The sequence below is a fragment of the Enterobacter oligotrophicus genome (assembly GCF_009176645.1).
GTDB lineage: Bacteria > Pseudomonadota > Gammaproteobacteria > Enterobacterales > Enterobacteriaceae > Enterobacter > Enterobacter oligotrophicus.
In genome coordinates this window covers 2,622,819-2,641,912 of the sequence record NZ_AP019007.1, presented here as the reverse complement: position 1 = coordinate 2,641,912, position 19,094 = coordinate 2,622,819, and the positions used below count along the sequence as shown (strand labels likewise).

General features: G+C 53.7%; 12 protein-coding genes. 6 read left to right on the top strand and 6 right to left on the bottom strand.

The window, feature by feature from the left end; translation table 11 throughout:
* The first annotated feature begins 128 nt into the window (after positions 1 to 128).
* From EoCCA6_RS12660 to trmL, 5 genes are all read left to right on the top strand, one after another.
* Positions 129 to 5,693, top strand: a complete 5,565-nt coding sequence (locus EoCCA6_RS12660; protein WP_152082941.1) for a DUF3320 domain-containing protein — start codon at positions 129 to 131, stop codon at positions 5,691 to 5,693.
* A 277-nt stretch (positions 5,694 to 5,970) separates the two neighbouring features.
* The gene (lldP, locus tag EoCCA6_RS12655; RefSeq protein WP_152082940.1) at positions 5,971 to 7,626 is read left to right on the top strand and encodes an L-lactate permease; all 1,656 of its coding nucleotides are present in this window, start codon (positions 5,971 to 5,973) and stop codon (positions 7,624 to 7,626) included.
* A complete protein-coding gene (gene lldR / locus EoCCA6_RS12650; protein ID WP_152082939.1) occupies positions 7,623 to 8,396 on the top strand; it encodes a transcriptional regulator LldR in 774 nt (257 codons plus the stop codon). The genes lldP and lldR overlap by 4 nt, the downstream gene beginning before the upstream one ends.
* Positions 8,393 to 9,580, top strand: coding sequence for an FMN-dependent L-lactate dehydrogenase LldD (lldD, locus tag EoCCA6_RS12645; protein WP_040118230.1), 1,188 nt, complete (start codon positions 8,393 to 8,395; stop codon positions 9,578 to 9,580). Before lldR ends, lldD begins: the two co-directional genes overlap by 4 nt.
* 79 nt (positions 9,581 to 9,659) lie before the next feature.
* Positions 9,660 to 10,133, top strand: coding sequence for a tRNA (uridine(34)/cytosine(34)/5-carboxymethylaminomethyluridine(34)-2'-O)-methyltransferase TrmL (gene trmL, locus EoCCA6_RS12640; protein ID WP_152082938.1), 474 nt, complete (start codon positions 9,660 to 9,662; stop codon positions 10,131 to 10,133).
* Positions 10,134 to 10,171: 38 nt separating this feature from the next.
* Here the strand turns inward: trmL and ilvC are convergent, their stop codons facing one another.
* Positions 10,172 to 11,647, bottom strand: a complete 1,476-nt coding sequence (gene ilvC, locus EoCCA6_RS12635) for a ketol-acid reductoisomerase (RefSeq protein ID WP_152082937.1) — start codon at positions 11,645 to 11,647, stop codon at positions 10,172 to 10,174.
* 150 nt (positions 11,648 to 11,797) lie between these two features.
* On the opposite strand from ilvC, the gene ilvY reads away from it, so the two are divergent.
* The gene (gene ilvY, locus EoCCA6_RS12630; RefSeq protein ID WP_006179210.1) at positions 11,798 to 12,688 is read left to right on the top strand and encodes an HTH-type transcriptional activator IlvY; all 891 of its coding nucleotides are present in this window, start codon (positions 11,798 to 11,800) and stop codon (positions 12,686 to 12,688) included.
* Positions 12,689 to 12,780: 92 nt separating this feature from the next.
* Here the strand turns inward: ilvY and ilvA are convergent, their stop codons facing one another.
* The 5 genes from ilvA to ilvG are packed head-to-tail and all read right to left on the bottom strand — an operon-like array spanning position 12,781 to position 19,093.
* Positions 12,781 to 14,325 (bottom strand): threonine ammonia-lyase, biosynthetic, encoded by a 1,545-nt coding sequence (gene ilvA, locus EoCCA6_RS12625; RefSeq protein ID WP_152084448.1) that lies wholly within the window; start codon positions 14,323 to 14,325, stop codon positions 12,781 to 12,783.
* A 2-nt stretch (positions 14,326 to 14,327) separates the two neighbouring features.
* A complete protein-coding gene (ilvD, locus tag EoCCA6_RS12620) occupies positions 14,328 to 16,178 on the bottom strand; it encodes a dihydroxy-acid dehydratase (RefSeq protein ID WP_152082936.1) in 1,851 nt (616 codons plus the stop codon).
* Positions 16,179 to 16,238: 60 nt separating this feature from the next.
* Positions 16,239 to 17,168 carry a branched-chain-amino-acid transaminase gene (gene ilvE / locus EoCCA6_RS12615; RefSeq protein ID WP_152082935.1) on the bottom strand — a complete coding sequence of 310 codons (930 nt, stop codon included), beginning with the start codon at positions 17,166 to 17,168 and terminating at the stop codon, positions 16,239 to 16,241.
* A gap of 18 nt (positions 17,169 to 17,186) precedes the next feature.
* On the bottom strand, positions 17,187 to 17,450 hold the full coding sequence (gene ilvM / locus EoCCA6_RS12610) for an acetolactate synthase 2 small subunit (protein ID WP_152082934.1): 264 nt from the start codon (positions 17,448 to 17,450) through the stop codon (positions 17,187 to 17,189).
* On the bottom strand, positions 17,447 to 19,093 hold the full coding sequence (ilvG, locus tag EoCCA6_RS12605; protein WP_152082933.1) for an acetolactate synthase 2 catalytic subunit: 1,647 nt from the start codon (positions 19,091 to 19,093) through the stop codon (positions 17,447 to 17,449). Before ilvG ends, ilvM begins: the two co-directional genes overlap by 4 nt.
* Position 19,094: the final 1 nt, after the last annotated feature.

Below are 19,094 nucleotides of genomic sequence, written 5' to 3'. Positions count from 1 at the left end.
ATTCTCTTTGTTGAGAGTAAAGTGGACATTCATTTCTTTCGATCTAACTAATACACACGGCACGCCATTGAAATATAATATATTTTCATTGGCATGATGGTATGTCATTGCATTAGGTTATAAATTTTATGAATTCTACTGAGACCTCAACCTTTCAAAACGGCGCCCTTTCTTTAGAACAAAAACTTGAAAAAGCCAGGGCTGAACTTCTGGATTTAGGGGCAAGGAACCGCTTACTCAACATTCCGCGATCGAAAAATACACGTTTCCTGGAAGTGATTGATGAGCGTTCTGAGTTGGTTTACAACCTTCTCTTTAATGAAAAAAAGACGTTCACATTTTTGCATGGTAAATCAGGAAAAGAAGACGACCAAGAGATTGAAGATGGTCTTTCAGAAGAAAAAAGGTTTATTTATCAATTCGATGAAGAAGATACTGATATAAAATCTCAGCATCTTGATACCAAACTGCAGACTCGTTTAACACCTAAAGGGTTGCAGACTCGATTACTCGATTTGTACCACGACTCCAAAACGCTAGAAGAGGAGCAAGGCGCAAACATTCTTTTCCTGGCACTGGGCACATTGAAGTGGGTAGATCCCGCCAATAAAGAGAATGTCCGTTATGCTCCCTTGATACTGGTCCCAGTCAGTCTGGAACGCGGTAGCGCCGGAGAAAGATTTAAACTAAAAGCGCGCTCAGAAGACATCATCCCTAATCTCTCTCTGGAAGCCTTCCTTGAACGCGTACACCAGATCACCCTACCGGTAATGCAATCTGATGATGATGAAATTAACGTAAGTGGTTACTTTGAGGCTGTACAGAAATCAATAGCATTGAAAACAGATTGGGAAGTTAGGGCCAACGATATTGTTCTTGGTTTGTTCTCTTTTTCTAAATTTTTGATGTATCGCGATCTTGACCCTGCTAACTGGCCAGATGATGAAGCTATTACATCAAAATATCTTATTCGTGCGCTCATGGAAGAAGGGTTCGATGAAAGCGATGGACTTCTTTCAGAAGATAGCCCTATAGACCCCATTATCATGCCAAAAGATATGCTTCATATTATGGATAGTGATAGCTCTCAGACGCTCGCGATTCATGAAGTAAGGAGAGGTAGAAACCTTGTTATACAAGGGCCGCCGGGGACGGGTAAGTCGCAGACGATAGCCAATATCATTGCATCGGCCATTGCGGATGGAAAAACGGTACTCTTTGTTGCAGAAAAAATGGCAGCTCTTGAAGTGGTCAAACGACGCTTAGACCAAGCAGGGGTAGGTGATGCTTGTTTAGAACTTCACAGCAATAAAGCCAATAAACGAATTTTGCTCGAAGAATTGAAGCGGGTATGGGATTTAGGTTCACCCCGCGGTGAATTTCCTGATGAATTGATTGAGAACTTAACCGAAACCCGCGATTCCCTGAATGCCCACCCAGCACGTCTACATAAAGTCTACACACCTTCGGGTTTGACCCCTTATCAGGTAATTGGGCAATTGGTACGGTTGCGCCAAAATGGGCAAACACCTACGGACTTTAATCTTCATGGCTTCGATGAATGGAGCAATAACGATCTGTTAAAACGACTGGATCTCGTTAAAGAGCTTATTGAACGGATTGAAGATATTGGGCTACCCCATAATCATCCCTGGAATGGCGTAAAACGAGAATCCGTTTTGCCGGGTGAACTCGATCGCTTGATACCAAAAATCACTGCGTTGTCGCAAAAAGTGCATGACTTTCAAAGGGCTATAATGGATTTGGCTGTGCGAGTAGGGGTAACACCTGAACCCGTACTTTTCAACGAGGCGGACAAAATTGTTCAGATTACTGGCCTCATAGCTCAGGCACCTGAGTTTGAAGAAGTTGCACTCGTAAACTCTGTCTGGTCTAACTCTCTTTACGAAATAAAAAATCTAATTGAACAGGGTGAAATTTATGAGAAGAATTTTGAGGAAATTAAAAATGTGATTCATGAGGAACATTTTGATAGCCCTCTTCTTGAATTTAGAGATGAGCTGAAAACTGTACCGGAAAAACTTTTGTCGGGTGCTTTCTCAGCCGCGAGGACATTACTACAACTGTTACCTCAAATTCAAATAACAGTGACCAGCCTGACGAGAGAGTTAGGAACTGAGTCTCAGTATCGTTCTTCTCAGGAAATCAAAAACCTGATTGAGCTCAGCGGACGCGTGGCTGATGCACCTGATGCAAGCCCACAGGCTTTTGTCGCTTCCGTATGGGAGCATGGTGTTGAACAAGCCAGAGAGCTGGTCAATGCGATCGCTGATTTACAGTCTTTGCGCCAGAATATCGATCCCCACATTTCTGACGCCATATGGGATACTGAACTTACACAAATTCGTCATAACCTTGCAATACATACGGGTGTATTCAAAGTCTTGAATAGTGAATGGCGCCGTTCACGTGCACTTGCTCGCTCTCTCATTCGAGATACCAACCAACCTATTCAGCAGCAAATCGAACTTTTGGACAATGTTATCCAGGCACAAGCGCTACGAAAAAATATCGCTAACTGTCGCGAATTTGGCAATAGTGCATTTGGCTCGCACTGGCGTGGCGAAAGCAGTAACAGTAGTGATCTGAAAGCATTGGTGGAATGGATGGCGACGCTGAAAGATGTTGGCTCAGAAGCACGTATACTTGCGAGTCAACTGTCGGATCGGGAAACGCTGAGAAACCTTAGTCAGAAACTTGAGCAGCTTCTAACCCAAACCGATATCGAACTGAAACAGCTTTGGAAGGCTTTTGGCACAACTCCCGAATCCTGGTTTGATAATCACTATTCAATTAAGCGTGTTCCATTAGGTTTTATTGAGGTATTAGCTCAAAAACTCAGTCGTATAGATTCAACATCACATCAGGTGTTTAAAGATCCTGCGGATAACCCAGGTGAACGCCTGGAGACAGTTAAGAAGATTATCGCATTACAGTATCAGAAAAAGACCATTGAATCCCAATCCGAATTGGGAAGGGCTGCATTTGGTAGTGAGTGGCTAAACACGCGGTCAAACTGGAAAAATCTTATTAGCGATTATGTATGGATGGAAAAATACGGTGACTTACGCTTTATCTGTGCGACGATAAAAGATCGTAGTGAGTTACTGAATTCCGCCAATCAACTTTCAGCAACACGTTTCTCCATCATTGATGAACTTGAAAACCTGGCCAACGAGTTAGAATCGACCACCGACACACTTTTCCATTTAGATAATCAGCATTTACGTATCGATAGTGTCCTGAACAAACTTACCTTATGGACTGCAAATGCCGAACAATTGTCCAAATGGGTTGCCTGGCAACACCGACGCAATCAGGCGAACAAACTGGGGCTGTCAGAAGTGGTAGAAAGGCTTGAGGATGGGCGATTACCATTCTCCATTTGTTATAGCTCTGTCGAATATACCTATTATGAATCGCTGTTCAGTTTGATGGCTAAAGAGACACCTTCCCTTTCCCGCTTCGACGGTGATCTTCATAATCGAAAAGTGCAGCACTTTGCAGAAATGGATTTACGCCGCATAAAGAGCTCAAGTATTGAGGTCGCTCGGGCACACCATCGCCGTATTCCTTCCAAAATTGGAGCGGCAGGTCCGGTTGGAGTTTTGCGCGCTGAAATGGCGAGGAAAAGAGGTCATATGCCTATTCGTCAATTGATGCTTAAAGCGGGCCCGGCAATACAGGCAATCAAACCGGTCATGATGATGAGCCCACTCTCTGTCGCACAATTTTTGATCCCAGGTAAGCAAAAATTTGATTTGCTTGTGATGGATGAAGCGAGCCAAATTCAGCCTGTCGATGCCATAGGTGCAATTGCGCGGTGTGAGCAAGTTGTTGTTGTCGGCGACGAAAGACAATTACCGCCAACCAGTTTCTTCTCTCGTATGACTGAAGCCAGTAACGATGATGGGGATGAAGATTCAACACAAGTAGCAGATATCGAAAGTATACTCGGATTGTTTGTTGCCAGAGGCTTGCCACAACGAATGCTTCGCTGGCATTACCGAAGTCGGCACCAGTCGCTTATTGCGGTTTCTAATAGTCAGTTCTACGAAAACAAATTGTTTATAGTCCCAAGCCCATTTACCGAAGAGGCTGGTATGGGCTTACGATTCCATTATGTGGAAAACGGTGTTTTCGAATCGGGTGAGGGCAATGCCAATCCTATTGAGGCAAAAAGGATTGCTACCGCTATTCTTGAGCATGCACAACAATACCCTGAAATGTCACTCGGAGTCGCAACATTCTCTGTTTCACAACGTAAGGCGATTCAGGATGAATTAGAGATTCTCCGCCGTTTAAATCCGCAATATGAAGATTTCTTTAATTCTCACCCTGCCGAGCCATTCTTCATTAAAAACCTGGAAAACATTCAAGGTGACGAACGTGATGTCATCATGATCTCTGTAGGATATGCGCGTAATAAACAAGGCTATCTGGCAATGCGATTCGGCCCTCTGGGTTCACAAGGTGGTGAGCGGCGGCTTAATGTGCTGATTAGCCGCGCAAAACGGCGATGTGAGGTTTTTGCATCGATCACTGATGAAGATATTGATCTTGGACGTACTAAAGGTGTTGGCGTATTGGCTTTCAAACTCTTCCTTCAATATGCCCGCACAGGACGTTTATCAATGTCCACAGTTTCCGGGCGCCCGATGGATAGCGTATTTGAAGAACAAGTCGCATCAGCACTTCAAAACCGAGGTTATCAGGTGCACCCACAAGTCGGAATTGCTGGCTTCTTTATCGATCTGGCAATTGCCGATCCTGAATTACCTGGGCGTTATCTTCTCGGGATCGAATGTGATGGCAGCGCTTATCATTCCTCTCGTTCTGCCAGAGAGCGTGATCGTTTACGTCAGGCCGTTCTGGAGGATCATGGTTGGATCATACACCGAATCTGGAGTACGGATTGGTTCCAAAGACCTGAGGAACAACTGCAAAAAGTTATTTATGCTATTGAGAATGCAAAAAGAGAACTGAATAGTAGAACAGAACATATATATGGACGTTCCCGAGCAGTTCCTGTTGATATTGTCACAGTTGAACGAGAAGACGTTGTTGAGGTTGGCCTTGATAGAACTGATTCCGCTAATGACCAGTCTATCATTTATGAAGAAGCACAACCCGAAGCCAATCTTTCCTATGCTTTACATGAAACACCAACCGGCATACTTGCTGACATGGTTGAAAAAATAGTTTTCACTGAATCGCCTATCCATTTGAGCGAATTGATAACTCGTCTTCGCTCAGCATGGGGATTGCAGCGGGCTGGTGCGCGGATAGAAAGCGTTGTTAACCAGGCTGCTCAAATTGCCTGCAGGAGAGGTAAGATTTATAAGGAGCATGAATTTTTCATACACAAAGAAGTAGCAATTCGACTGCGCAACAGACAAAACGTCTTGTCTGCAAGTATACGTAAACCAGAACTGATCGCACCTATAGAAATCGCTTCAGGTGTATTTGACATCGTTAGCGCAAGCCTTGGAGCAACAGAAGATGAAATCATTACATCCATCTCAAGGATGCTTGGTTTTAAATCGACTAGTAGTCTCCTGAGAAAAGTGATCTCCGATGTCATTGAGCAGGAAATTAAAGATAACCGCCTAAAGCAGCAAGATGGTTTGATTGTTATCGGAGATACCTCTTCTGTTCAGAATGCTGTTTAATGCCTGATATTCTATAAAGGCATTTATGGGGGCCCATTATCATACGATGGAGCCCCCTCAAAATTGGCCCAACCAATCCCCCAACTATTCCTTCCCTGGTTCACATTTCCATTATTTCCGCTCACAAAATCATTGCTCATCCATAACACTTGGTTAACCATTCGTTGTCATTAACCCTACATCACAACATTGGCAGGACCACTTTTACACAGCATGTGACGCAGAGATGAGCACAGACTCACCGCAAAGCAGATTGTGTGGTCCCCAGGAGACCTGCATGAGCCTCTGGCAACAAAACTACGATCCGGCCGGGAATATCTGGCTGTCGAGCCTGATCGCATCGCTTCCGATCCTGTTCTTCTTCTTTGCGCTGATTAAGCTCAAACTGAAGGGATACCTTGCGGCGACATACACCGTCGCTATCGCCCTGCTGGTGGCGCTATTCTTCTATAAAATGCCGGTCGATCGCGCGCTGGCCTCCGTCGTCTATGGCTTCTTCTACGGCCTGTGGCCGATTGCGTGGATCATCATTGCCGCGGTTTTTGTCTACAAAATCTCGGTGAAAACCGGGCAGTTCGACATTATTCGCTCGTCGATCCTCTCTATTACGCCGGACCAGCGCTTACAGATGCTGATTGTCGGCTTCTCCTTCGGGGCGTTCCTGGAAGGGGCAGCAGGGTTCGGCGCGCCGGTGGCGATCACCGCTGCGCTGCTGGTAGGGCTGGGCTTTAACCCGCTGTATGCCGCGGGCCTGTGCCTGATCGTCAACACCGCACCGGTCGCGTTTGGCGCGATGGGCATTCCGATTCTGGTGGCCGGTCAGGTGACCGGGCTGGACAGCTTTGAGATCGGCCAGATGGTAGGCCGTCAGTTGCCGTTCCTGACCATCATCGTGCTGTTCTGGATCATGGCGATTATGGACGGCTGGCGCGGGGTGAAAGAGACCTGGCCTGCGGTAATGGTAGCGGGCGGTTCCTTCGCCATTGCCCAGTACCTGAGCTCCAACTTCCTTGGCCCGGAACTGCCGGACATTATCTCTTCCCTGGTGTCGCTGGTTTGTCTGACGTTGTTCCTGAAACGCTGGCAGCCAGTGCGCATCTTCCGCTTTGCCGATATGGGCGCGTCGCACGTGGATCAGACGCTGGCTCGCACGGGCTATACCACAGGCCAAATCGTCCGCGCGTGGTCACCGTTCCTGTTCCTGACCGCCACCGTGACGCTGTGGAGCATTCCACCGTTTAAAGCACTGTTCGCCCCTGGCGGTGCGCTGTATAACATGGTGATTAACATCTCCGTGCCGTTCCTCGACAAGATGGTCGCCCGTATGCCGCCGGTGGTGCACGACGCCACGCCGTATGCAGCGGTATTTAAGTTTGACTGGTTCTCCGCCACCGGCACGGCCATTCTGTTTGCGGCTATCCTTTCTGTGGTGTGGCTGCGCATGAAGCCTGCCGCCGCGGTGCAGACCTTTGCAGCGACAATTAAAGAGCTGATGCTGCCGATCTACTCCATCGGCATGGTGCTGGCATTCGCGTTTATCTCGAACTACTCCGGCCTGTCGTCGACGCTGGCGCTGGCGCTGGCCCATACCGGCCATGCGTTTACTTTCTTCTCGCCATTCCTCGGCTGGCTGGGGGTGTTCCTGACCGGTTCCGATACCTCCTCTAACGCGCTGTTTGCCGCCCTGCAGGCAACGGCGGCGCAGCAGATTGGCGTCTCGGACGTGCTGCTCGTGGCGGCTAACACCACCGGCGGCGTAACAGGGAAGATGATCTCTCCGCAATCCATCGCCATAGCCTGTGCGGCGGTGGGACTGGTGGGCAAAGAGTCGGATCTGTTCCGTTTTACCGTGAAACACAGCCTGATATTTACCTGCATGGTGGGCGTTATTACCACGCTGCAGGCCTATGTCTTAACCTGGATGATTCCATGATAGTGATGCCCAGACGCCTGTCCGACGAGATTGCCACTCGCGTGCGGGCGCTGATTGAAGAACAACATCTGGAGGCGGGCATGAAATTGCCCGCTGAACGTCAGCTTGCCGCCCAGCTTGGCGTGTCGCGCAATTCCCTGCGCGAAGCGCTGGCGACGCTGGTTAACGAAGGCGTGCTGCTGAGCCGTCGCGGTGGCGGCACGTTTGTGCGCTGGCAGCATGATGACTGGTCCGGGCAAAACATCGTCCAGCCGCTGAAAACATTGATGGAAAACGATCCGGACTACAGCTTCGACATTCTTGAAGCGCGTCACGCCATCGAGACCAGTACCGCCTGGCACGCGGCAATGCGGGCAACCGAGGCCGATAAAGAGAAGCTCAAAGTCTGCTTCGAGGCAACGCAAAGCAACGACCCGGATATCGCCTCGCAGGCGGATGTGCGTTTTCATCTGGCGATTGCCGAGGCGTCGCACAACGTGGTGCTGCTGCAAACCATGCGCGGGTTCTTCGACCTGCTGCAATCCTCCGTGAAGCAGAGCCGCCAGCGCATGTATCTGGTCCCGCCGGTTTTCGCCCAGCTCACCGAACAGCATGAAGCCGTGCTCAACGCCATTCTGGCGGGCGATGCCGAGGCCGCGCGCAAAGCGATGATGGCGCATCTCGGCTTCGTGCATACCACCATTAAACGATTTGATGAAGATCAGGCCCGACAGGCGCGTATTACCCGTCTGCCTGGCGACAGTGATATTTCCAGGGAGAACAACGCATGATTATTTCAGCAGCCAGTGACTATCGCGCCGCGGCGCAGCGCATTTTGCCGCCGTTCCTGTTCCACTATATCGACGGCGGGGCGTATGCCGAATATACCCTGCGTCGCAACGTGGAAGATCTCTCGGAAGTGGCCCTGCGCCAGCGCGTGCTGAAGAATATGTCTGACCTGAGCCTCGAGACGAAGCTGTTTAACGAGACGCTCTCCATGCCGGTGGCGCTTGCGCCTGTCGGCTTATGCGGCATGTACGCCCGCCGTGGCGAAGTGCAGGCCGCTGCAGCGGCGGACGCCAAAGGTATTCCGTTTACCCTCTCCACCGTTTCGGTCTGCCCGATTGAAGAAGTCGCTCCGACCATTAAGCGCCCGATGTGGTTCCAGCTGTATGTTCTGCGGGATCGCGGTTTTATGCGTAACGCGCTGGAGCGCGCCAAAGCGGCGGGCTGCTCAACGCTGGTCTTTACCGTGGATATGCCAACGCCCGGTGCGCGCTATCGTGATGCTCACTCCGGCATGAGCGGCCCGAATGCCGCCCTGCGCCGCTACTGGCAGGCGGTGACTCATCCGCAGTGGGCATGGGATGTCGGCGTGAATGGCCGTCCGCACGATCTGGGGAATATCTCGGCCTACCTCGGTAAACCGACCGGGCTGGAAGATTACATCGGCTGGCTGGCGAATAACTTCGATCCCTCCATCTCCTGGAAAGACCTGGAGTGGATACGCGAATTCTGGGACGGCCCGATGGTGATCAAGGGTATCCTCGATCCGGAAGATGCGCGCGACGCGGTACGTTTCGGTGCCGATGGGATCGTGGTCTCTAACCACGGCGGACGCCAGCTCGACGGCGTGCTTTCTTCTGCACGCGCGTTGCCCGCCATTGCTGATGCGGTGAAAGGCGATATCGCGATCCTCGCCGACAGCGGCATTCGTAACGGGCTGGATGTGGTACGGATGATTGCGCTTGGCGCAGACAGCGTGCTGCTGGGCCGTGCTTACCTGTACGCGCTGGCCACCAGCGGTCAGGCGGGCGTGGCGAACCTGCTGAACCTGATCGAGAAAGAGATGAAGGTGGCGATGACGCTGACCGGTGCGAAGTCGATTAGCGAAATCAGCAAGGATTCGCTGGTGCAGGAGCTGAGTAAATTGCCTGCGGCGCTGGCACCGCTGTCGCAGGGGAATGCGGCTTAAGGGATTCGATCTGATCCCCTCATCCTCTCCCCAAAGGTGAGAGGGGATGCTATTCTGCCCCCGCAATTAAGGGGGCAGTATGCTTAACATCGTTTTATTCGAACCAGAAATTCCACCTAATACCGGCAACATCATCCGCCTGTGCGCCAATACCGGGTTTCGTCTGCATATCATTGAGCCGATGGGCTTTACATGGGACGACAAACGTCTGCGCCGCGCGGGGCTGGATTATCATGAATTTACTGCCGTGGTTCGCCATCACGATTACGCCGCGTTTCTGGAAACCGAAAAACCGCAGCGCATGTTTGCTCTGACCACCAAAGGCACGCCGGCACACAGCGCTGTAAGCTACCAGGAAGGTGATTATTTGCTGTTTGGCCCGGAAACACGCGGACTGCCAGCGACCATTCTTGATGCTTTACCTGCTGAGCAAAAAATTCGTATTCCGATGATGCCGGACAGCCGCAGCATGAACCTGTCAAATGCGGTGTCGGTCGTGGTGTATGAAGCATGGCGTCAGTTGGGATATTCTGGCGCGGTGTTACGTCGCTGAACAACATCGGGTGGCGTGCGCCACCCGATTGATTACGCTTAACCTGCTACCGCGATACGTTTCATGTCGGTCATGTAGCCACGCAGTTTCTGGCCCACTTTCTCGATTTCATGGCTGCGAATGGCTTCGTTCAAGTCGCGCAGTTGTGCGTTGTCTACGGCACCTTCCGCAATCGCTTTGCCCAGATCGCCTGCCTGCAGGGTGGTCATGAACTCTTTCAGCAGCGGTACGCATGCATAAGAGAACAGGTAGTTACCATACTCGGCGGTATCAGAGATAACCACGTTCATTTCGTACAGGCGCTTACGGGCGATGGTGTTCGCGATCAGCGGCAGCTCGTGCAGTGATTCATAGTACGCAGACTCTTCGATGATGCCGGAATCCACCATGGTTTCAAACGCCAGCTCAACGCCCGCTTTCACCATCGCGATCATCAGTACGCCTTTATCGAAATATTCCTGCTCGCTGATTTTGCCGTCAAACTGTGGCGCGGTTTCAAACGCGGTTTTGCCGGTCTCTTCACGCCAGGTCAGCAGTTTCTTATCGTCATTCGCCCAGTCCGCCATCATGCCGGAAGAGAACTCGCCGGAGATGATGTCGTCCATATGTTTCTGGAACAGCGGAGCCATGATGGTTTTCAGCTGCTCAGACAGCGCGAATGCACGCAGTTTCGCCGGGTTGGACAGACGGTCCATCATCAGCGTAATGCCGCCCTGCTTCAGCGCTTCGGTGATGGTTTCCCAGCCGAACTGAATCAGTTTTTCAGCGTATGCCGGATCGGTGCCCTCTTCCACCAGCTTGTCGAAGCACAGCAGAGAACCGGCCTGCAACATACCGCACAGAATGGTCTGCTCGCCCATCAGGTCAGATTTCACTTCGGCAACGAAGGAGGATTCCAGCACGCCCGCACGATGGCCGCCGGTCGCTGCTGCCCAGGCTTTTGCAATCGCCATGCCTTCGCCTTTCGGATCGTTTTCCGGGTGAACCGCAATCAGGGTCGGTACGCCGAAGCCACGCTTGTACTCTTCACGTACTTCAGTGCCTGGACACTTCGGTGCCACCATCACTACGGTGATGTCTTTACGGATCTGTTCGCCCACTTCCACGATGTTGAAGCCGTGGGAGTAACCCAGCGCCGCGCCATCTTTCATCAGTGGCTGTACGGAACGCACAACGTCAGAGTGCTGTTTATCTGGCGTCAGGTTAACCACCAGATCCGCCTGTGGGATCAGCTCTTCGTAGGTGCCTACTTTGAAGCCGTTTTCGGTCGCTTTACGCCATGAAGCACGCTTCTCAGCAATCGCTTCTTTACGCAGGGCGTAGGAGATATCCAGACCGGAGTCACGCATGTTCAGGCCCTGGTTCAGACCCTGTGCGCCACAGCCGACGATGACCACTTTTTTACCCTGAAGGTAGCTCGCGCCATCGGCAAATTCATCGCGCGCCATGAAGCGGCATTTGCCCAGCTGCGCCAGCTGCTGGCGCAAGTTCAGTGTATTAAAGTAGTTAGCCATGGGTGATACCTCGTGATGTTGTGCGTCTTATTGTTCGGTTCGCTTTTGCGAGAATGAACTTACTATATGACAGGAAATTTATTGCGGAAATTGATATATTCACAACGTCACGTTGCAATTATTGCAATGTAAACAGAGGGAGTGGAATCGGTGGATTTACGCGATCTGAAAATGTTCCTGCATCTGGCGGAAAGCCGTCACTTTGGCCGTAGCGCACGGGCGATGCACGTTAGCCCTTCCACACTGTCACGCCAGATCCAGCGGCTTGAGGAAGATCTCGGCCAGCCGCTGTTCGTGCGCGATAACCGCACCGTCACCCTTACCGAAGCGGGGGAAGAGCTGCGCGTCTTCGCCCAGCAAACCTTGTTGCAGTATCAGCAGTTGCGACACACCATCGACCAGCAAGGGCCGTCGCTCTCCGGTGAGCTTCATATTTTTTGTTCCGTCACCGCAGCCTACAGCCATTTGCCGCCGATCCTTGACCGCTTCCGCGCGGAACATCCGTCGGTCGAAATCAAACTCACTACCGGCGATGCCGCCGACGCCATGGAAAAAGTGGTCACAGGTGAAGCCGATCTCGCCATTGCCGGGAAACCTGAAACCCTGCCGGGGGCGGTGGCGTTCTCAATGCTGGAAAATCTGGCGGTGGTGCTGATCGCCCCGGCGCTCCCCTGCCCGGTGCGTAACCAGGTGTCGGTAGAAAAACCAGACTGGTCAACGGTGCCGTTTATCATGGCCGATCAGGGGCCCGTGCGCCGCCGCATTGAGCTATGGTTCCGCCGTCAGAAAATCAGTAACCCATCGATTTACGCCACGGTCGGCGGCCATGAGGCGATGGTGTCGATGGTGGCGCTCGGCTGCGGCGTGGCGCTGCTGCCGGAAGTGGTGCTGGAAAACAGCCCTGAACCGGTGCGCAACCGCGTAATGATTTTAGAGCGCAGTGACGAGAAAACGCCGTTTGAGCTTGGCGTCTGTGCACAAAAAAAGCGGCTGCATGAGCCGCTTATTGATGCGTTCTGGAAGATTCTGCCCAACCACTAGCCGGATGGCGGCGCAAGCGCCTTATCCGGCCTACGGTTTGAAAGAACGTAGGCCTGATAAGCGCAGCGCCATCAGGCATTTTTTCGAACAATCTAACCCGCCAGGAAGAAACGGAACGCCGGGTTATGGGTTTCATCGTGACACTCATAGCCCAGTTCATTGAGCCGCGTTTCGAAATCCGGCTCGTGCTCACCCAGTTCGAATGCCGCCAGCACACGACCGTAATCGGTACCGTGGCTGCGGTAGTGGAACAGCGAGATGTTCCAGTGCGTGCCCAGCGTATGCAGGAACTTCAACAATGCGCCCGGTGATTCCGGGAACTCGAAGCTGTAAAGGCGTTCCTGGAGCGGCTTCGACGGACGCCCGCCAACCATGTAACGCACGTGCAGCTTCGCCATTTCGTCATCGGAGAGATCCACCACGCTGTAGCCGCCTTCATGCAGCAGGTTGAGGATCTCTTTGCGCTCCTCCAGCCCACGGCTCAGACGCACGCCGACAAAAATGCAGGCATCTTTGGCATCGGCGAAACGGTAGTTGAACTCCGTCACCGAGCGCCCGCCCAGCAGTTGGCAGAACTTGAGGAAGCTGCCCTTCTCTTCCGGAATGGTCACCGCCAGCAGGGCCTCACGCTGTTCACCCAGCTCGCAGCGCTCGGAGACATAGCGCAGGCCGTGGAAGTTTACGTTGGCACCAGAAAGCACGTGCGCCAGACGCTCGCCGCGAATGTTGTGCTGCGCGATGTATTTCTTCATTCCCGCCAGCGCCAGCGCGCCGGAAGGCTCTGCCACCGCACGCACATCCTCAAACAGATCTTTCATCGCCGCGCAGATAGCATCGCTATCAACGGTGACGATATCGTCGAGATATTCCTGGCAGAGGCGGAACGTTTCGTCGCCAATGCGCTTCACCGCCACGCCCTCGGCGAACAGCCCGACGCGCGGCAGATCCACCGGATGACCCGCATCCAGCGCCGCTTTCAGGCAGGCTGAGTCTTCCGCTTCAACGGCAATGACCTTGATTTGCGGCATCAACTGTTTGATCAGCACCGCCACGCCTGCCGCGAGGCCGCCACCACCCACCGGCACAAAGACACGGTCGAGATGGGCATCCTGCTGCAGCAGCTCCAGCGCCAGCGTGCCTTGTCCGGCAATCACCATCGGGTGGTCGAACGGCGGCACCCAGGTAAAACCTTGCTGCTGCGCCAGCTCAATTGCTTTGGCTTTCGCTTCGTCAAAGTTCGCACCGTGGAGCAGCACTTCACCGCCAAAACCACGCACCGCGTCGACTTTGATATCCGCCGTGGCGACCGGCATTACGATCAGCGCTTTCAACCCTAAACGGGCCGAGGAGAACGCCACGCCCTGTGCGTGGTTGCCCGCCGACGCGGTAATCACACCGCGCGCTTTTTGTTCGTCGGTCAACCCGGCCATCATCGCGTAGGCTCCACGCAGCTTAAAGCTGTGCACCGGCTGCCTGTCTTCGCGCTTCACCAGAATCACGTTGTCGAGGCGCGAAGAGATTTTTTCCATTTTTTGCAGGGGCGTAACCTGCACGGCTTCATAGACCGGTGCGCGTAGCACCGCCCGGAGATATTCCGCCCCCTCAGGGGCGGCGGATAAGGGTTGTGACTCGGCCATCATTAGCCCCCAAGTTTAGTTTTGTCGCGCACCGCGCCTTTATCTGCACTGGTGGCAAGGCTCGCGTAAGCACGCAGGGCGAAGGAGACTTCACGCTGGCGGTCTTTCGGCGTCCAGGCTTTGTCGCCGCGCGCTTCCTGCGCTTCACGACGCGCCGCAATTTCCTGATCGCTCAGCTTCAGCTGAATGCCGCGGTTCGGAATGTCGATTTCAATCAGATCGCCATCTTCGATGATCGCGATGTTGCCGCCGCTTGCCGCTTCCGGTGAAACGTGGCCGATGGAGAGGCCTGAGGTGCCGCCGGAGAAACGACCGTCGGTGATCAGCGCACAGGCTTTACCGAGTCCCATCGATTTCAGGAAGGTGGTTGGATAGAGCATCTCCTGCATACCCGGCCCGCCTTTCGGCCCTTCGTAGCGGATCACCACCACATCGCCTTCCACCACTTTGCCGCCGAGAATGGCGTCTACCGCCTCGTCCTGGCTTTCATACACTTTTGCCGGACCGGTGAATTTCAGGATGCTGTCATCCACGCCAGCCGTTTTAACGATACAGCCGTTTTCCGCAAAGTTGCCGTACAGCACGGCCAGGCCGCCGTCTTTGCTGTAAGCGTATTCCAGAGAACGGATACAGCCTTCGGCGCGATCGTCATCCAGGGTGTCCCAGCGGCAATCCTGCGAGAATGCCTGCGTGGTGCGAATCCCTGCCGGACCGGCGCGGAACATGTTTTTCACCGCATCGTCTTTGGTCAGCATGACATCGTATTTTTCCAGCGCCTGCGGCAGCGTCAGACCGAGCACGTTTTTCACGTCGCGGTTCAGCAGCCCGGCACGATCCAGCTCGCCGAGGATACCGATCACGCCACCCGCGCGGTGTACGTCTTCCATGTGATATTTCTGGGTACTCGGCGCGACTTTGCACAGCTGTGGCACCTTGCGGGAGAGCTTGTCGATGTCACTCATGGTGAAGTCGATCTCCGCTTCCTGCGCGGCAGCCAGCAGGTGCAGAACGGTGTTGGTGGAGCCGCCCATGGCGATGTCCAGCGTCATGGCATTTTCAAACGCGGCCTTGCTGGCGATGTTACGCGGCAGCGCGCTTTCGTCGTCCTGCTCGTAGTAGCGTTTGGTCAGCTCAACGATGCGTTTACCGGCATTGAGGAACAGCTTTTTACGATCGGTATGGGTCGCCAGCAGCGAACCGTTGCCGGGCTGAGAGAGGCCCAGCGCTTCGGTCAGACAGTTCATGGAGTTGGCGGTGAACATACCGGAACAGGAGCCGCAGGTCGGGCACGCGGAGCGTTCCACCTGGTTGCTCTGCTCATCAGAGACTTTCGGGTCCGCCCCCTGAATCATCGCATCAACGAGGTCGAGCTTGATGATTTTGTCGGATAGTTTGGTTTTACCCGCTTCCATTGGGCCACCGGAGACGAAGATCACCGGGATGTTCAGGCGCAGGGAAGCCATCAGCATCCCTGGGGTGATTTTGTCGCAGTTGGAGATACAGACCATCGCATCAGCACAGTGGGCGTTCACCATGTACTCCACCGAGTCGGCGATCAGCTCGCGCGACGGCAGTGAATAGAGCATGCCCCCGTGACCCATCGCGATACCGTCATCCACCGCAATGGTGTTGAACTCTTTCGCCACACCGCCGGACGCTTCAATTTGTTCGGCAACCAGTTTACCGAGATCGCGCAGGTGCACGTGGCCCGGCACGAACTGGGTGAAAGAGTTCACCACGGCGATAATGGGCTTGCCGAAATCGGCGTCGGTCATCCCGGTGGCGCGCCACAGCGCGCGGGCACCCGCCATATTACGGCCGTGGGTGGTGGTGGCAGAACGATACTTAGGCATGCTTTATTTACTCCCGTCTGACTATTAAATGGGACGGTGCGTGCCGTCCCATAATTATTCTTAGTGATTAACCTGATCCAACCAGCCGTATTTATCTTCCGTTTCACCGGTAAAGAGGCCAAAGAAGGCTTGCTGAATACGTTTAGTCACCGGACCACAGCGGCCTTCGCCTACCTGGATTCCGTCGACACTGCGAACCGGCGTGATTTCGGCAGCCGTACCGGACATGAACACTTCATCCGCCAGGTACAGAGACTCGCGGGACAGAACCTGCTCACGCACTTCAATGCCCAGATCTTTCGCCAGCTTGATAATGGCGTCACGGGTGATCCCCGGCAGCGCGGAAGAGGTAAACGGCGGCGTGAACAGGATACCGTCTTTAACTTCAAACAGGTTTTCGCCTGCACCTTCAGAGATATAGCCATTCACGTCCAGCGCGATGCCTTCCTGATAACCATGACGACGCGCTTCGCTACCGACCAGCAATGAGGAAAGGTAGTTACCGCCTGCTTTTGCCGCAGTCGGAATGGTGTTTGGTGCCACGCGGTTCCAGGAAGAAACCATTGCGTCGATCCCCTGATCCAGCGCTTCTGCACCCAGGTAGGCACCCCACGGGAACGCGGCAATGATCACATCGGTGGTGTATCCGGCTGGCGGGTTAACGCCCATCCCCACGTCACCCACGAATACCAGCGGACGAATGTAGGCGCTGGTCAGGTTGTTCTTACGAATCACGTCGCGGCAGGCTTCCATCAGCTCATCCACGCTCTGAGAGACCGGGAAACGATAAATTTTGGCTGAATCATGCAGACGCTGCATGTGTTCGCAATGGCGGAACACCACTGGCCCTTTGTGAGAATCGTAGCAACGGATGCCTTCAAACACAGACGTACCGTAATGCAGCGCGTGGGACATGACGTGGACTTTCGCGTCCTCCCAGCGAACCATCTCACCATTGAACCAAATGTAATCAGCTTTTTTCGTCGTCATTTTTTCTTCCTGTCACGCTCAAGCGCGGATTTGTTGTGATGTGGTTGTGCTCTGGCAGATGGCAACGTGTGCCACATCGACCAGTTTCGTTAACTGACTAAACAGTAAGTCGACCGACCGCGGGCTGGCAACGGTCAATTCGATATTGATGTTCCGGGCGTCGGTGGCCGTCTCCATATTCATAGAGCAAATCTGAAAACCACGGTGACGCACCACACGCAAAACGCGTTCTAATGTCTCTGGATTGAAGCGAGCCTGCACGGCGACCTGATGTTGCATCATGATAATTTCTCCAGCATTTGTGAGTTACTGGCACCGGGCGGTACCAACGGCCAGACATTCTCAAGCTCGTCGATTGAGACATGAAGCAGGTAGGGCCCTTCGCTTGACAGCATGGTGTCGAGTGCCGCTTCAACCTGGTCTTTACGGGTGATGTGCTGGCCTGGGATACCAAAGGCGCTGGCCAGCATGAGGAAATCGGGGTTATCGGTCAGGGTGGTTTCGCTGTAACGCTCCTGGAAGAACAACTGTTGCCACTGGCGAACCATCCCTAAACGCTGGTTATCGAGCAACACGATCTTCAGCGGTAACTGCTTGCGCTTCACGGTGCCGAGCTCCTGAACGTTCATCATGAAGGAGCCGTCACCGGAGATACAGATTACGGTATCGTTCGGTCGGGCAACCTGTGCGCCTACGGCAGCAGGCAGGCCGAAGCCCATCGTCCCTAAGCCACTGGAGGTGATGAAGTTTTCCGGGCGGGTATAGGTCATGTGCTGGGCTGACCACATCTGATGCTGGCCCACATCCGTCGTCACCACGCTGTCTGCCGGTTTACGGTCGGACAACTGTTTCAACAGCAGCGGTGCGTAGATGGCCTCGCCGGGGTGATCGTAACGCCAGGCGTGTTCAGCGCGCATGTCTGCGGTGTGTTGACGCCATGCGTTGATATCCAGCGGCTGCTGTAACGCCGGTAACAGCGCGTTGAGATCGCCCTGCAGCGCAACATGCGCCTGACGCAGTTTGTTCATCTCCGCCGGGTCGATATCCATATGGATCACTTTGGCATTCGGCGCGAAGGTATTCAGCTTGCCAGTGACGCGGTCATCAAAACGGGCACCGACGGCGATGAGCAGGTCGCACTCCTGCACCGCCAGGTTTGCCGCTTTGGTGCCGTGCATCCCTAACATGCCCAAATAGTATGGGTAGTCCGCGTCGACCGCGCCCAATCCTTTCAGCGTGCAGGTGGCGGGCATTTGCGTTACCGCGATAAATTCGCGCAGGGCAGGAACGGCCTGCGCCATACCAACGCCACCACCGACATACAGCATCGGCTGTTTCGCCTGCGCCAGCATCTGGCGGGCCTCTTCCACTTCGGCATGCGGGAAGACATCGTTATTTTCAACGGTGGAAAAATGCGGCTCCAGATCGCCCAGAGCAACCTGGATATCTTTCGGGATATCAACCAGAACCGGGCCAGGACGACCGGAATTAGCCACGTCGAACGCTTCTGCCATAATGCGCGGCAGCTCTTCCAGAGACTGAACAAGGAAGCTGTGTTTGGTACAGGCCAGCGACAAACCGAGTACGTCCACCTCCTGGAAGGCGTCGGTTCCGATGAACGGAGAAGCCACCTGACCGGTGATGGCGACAACGGGAACGGAATCGAGCAACGCATCCGCCAGACCGGTGATCAGGTTGGTTGCGCCCGGACCGGACGTTGCCATGCAGACGCCGGTTTTACCGGTGGCGCGCGCGTAACCAATGGCCGCCATTGCTGCGCCCTGCTCGTGTCGGCACAAGAGGTGTTCCACGCCGCCGTCATACAGTGCATCGTAAATCGGCATAATTGCGCCACCCGGATAACCGAATATTGTCTCGACTCCCTGCGCGCGCAACGCATGTACTACCCACTGTGCCCCATTCATA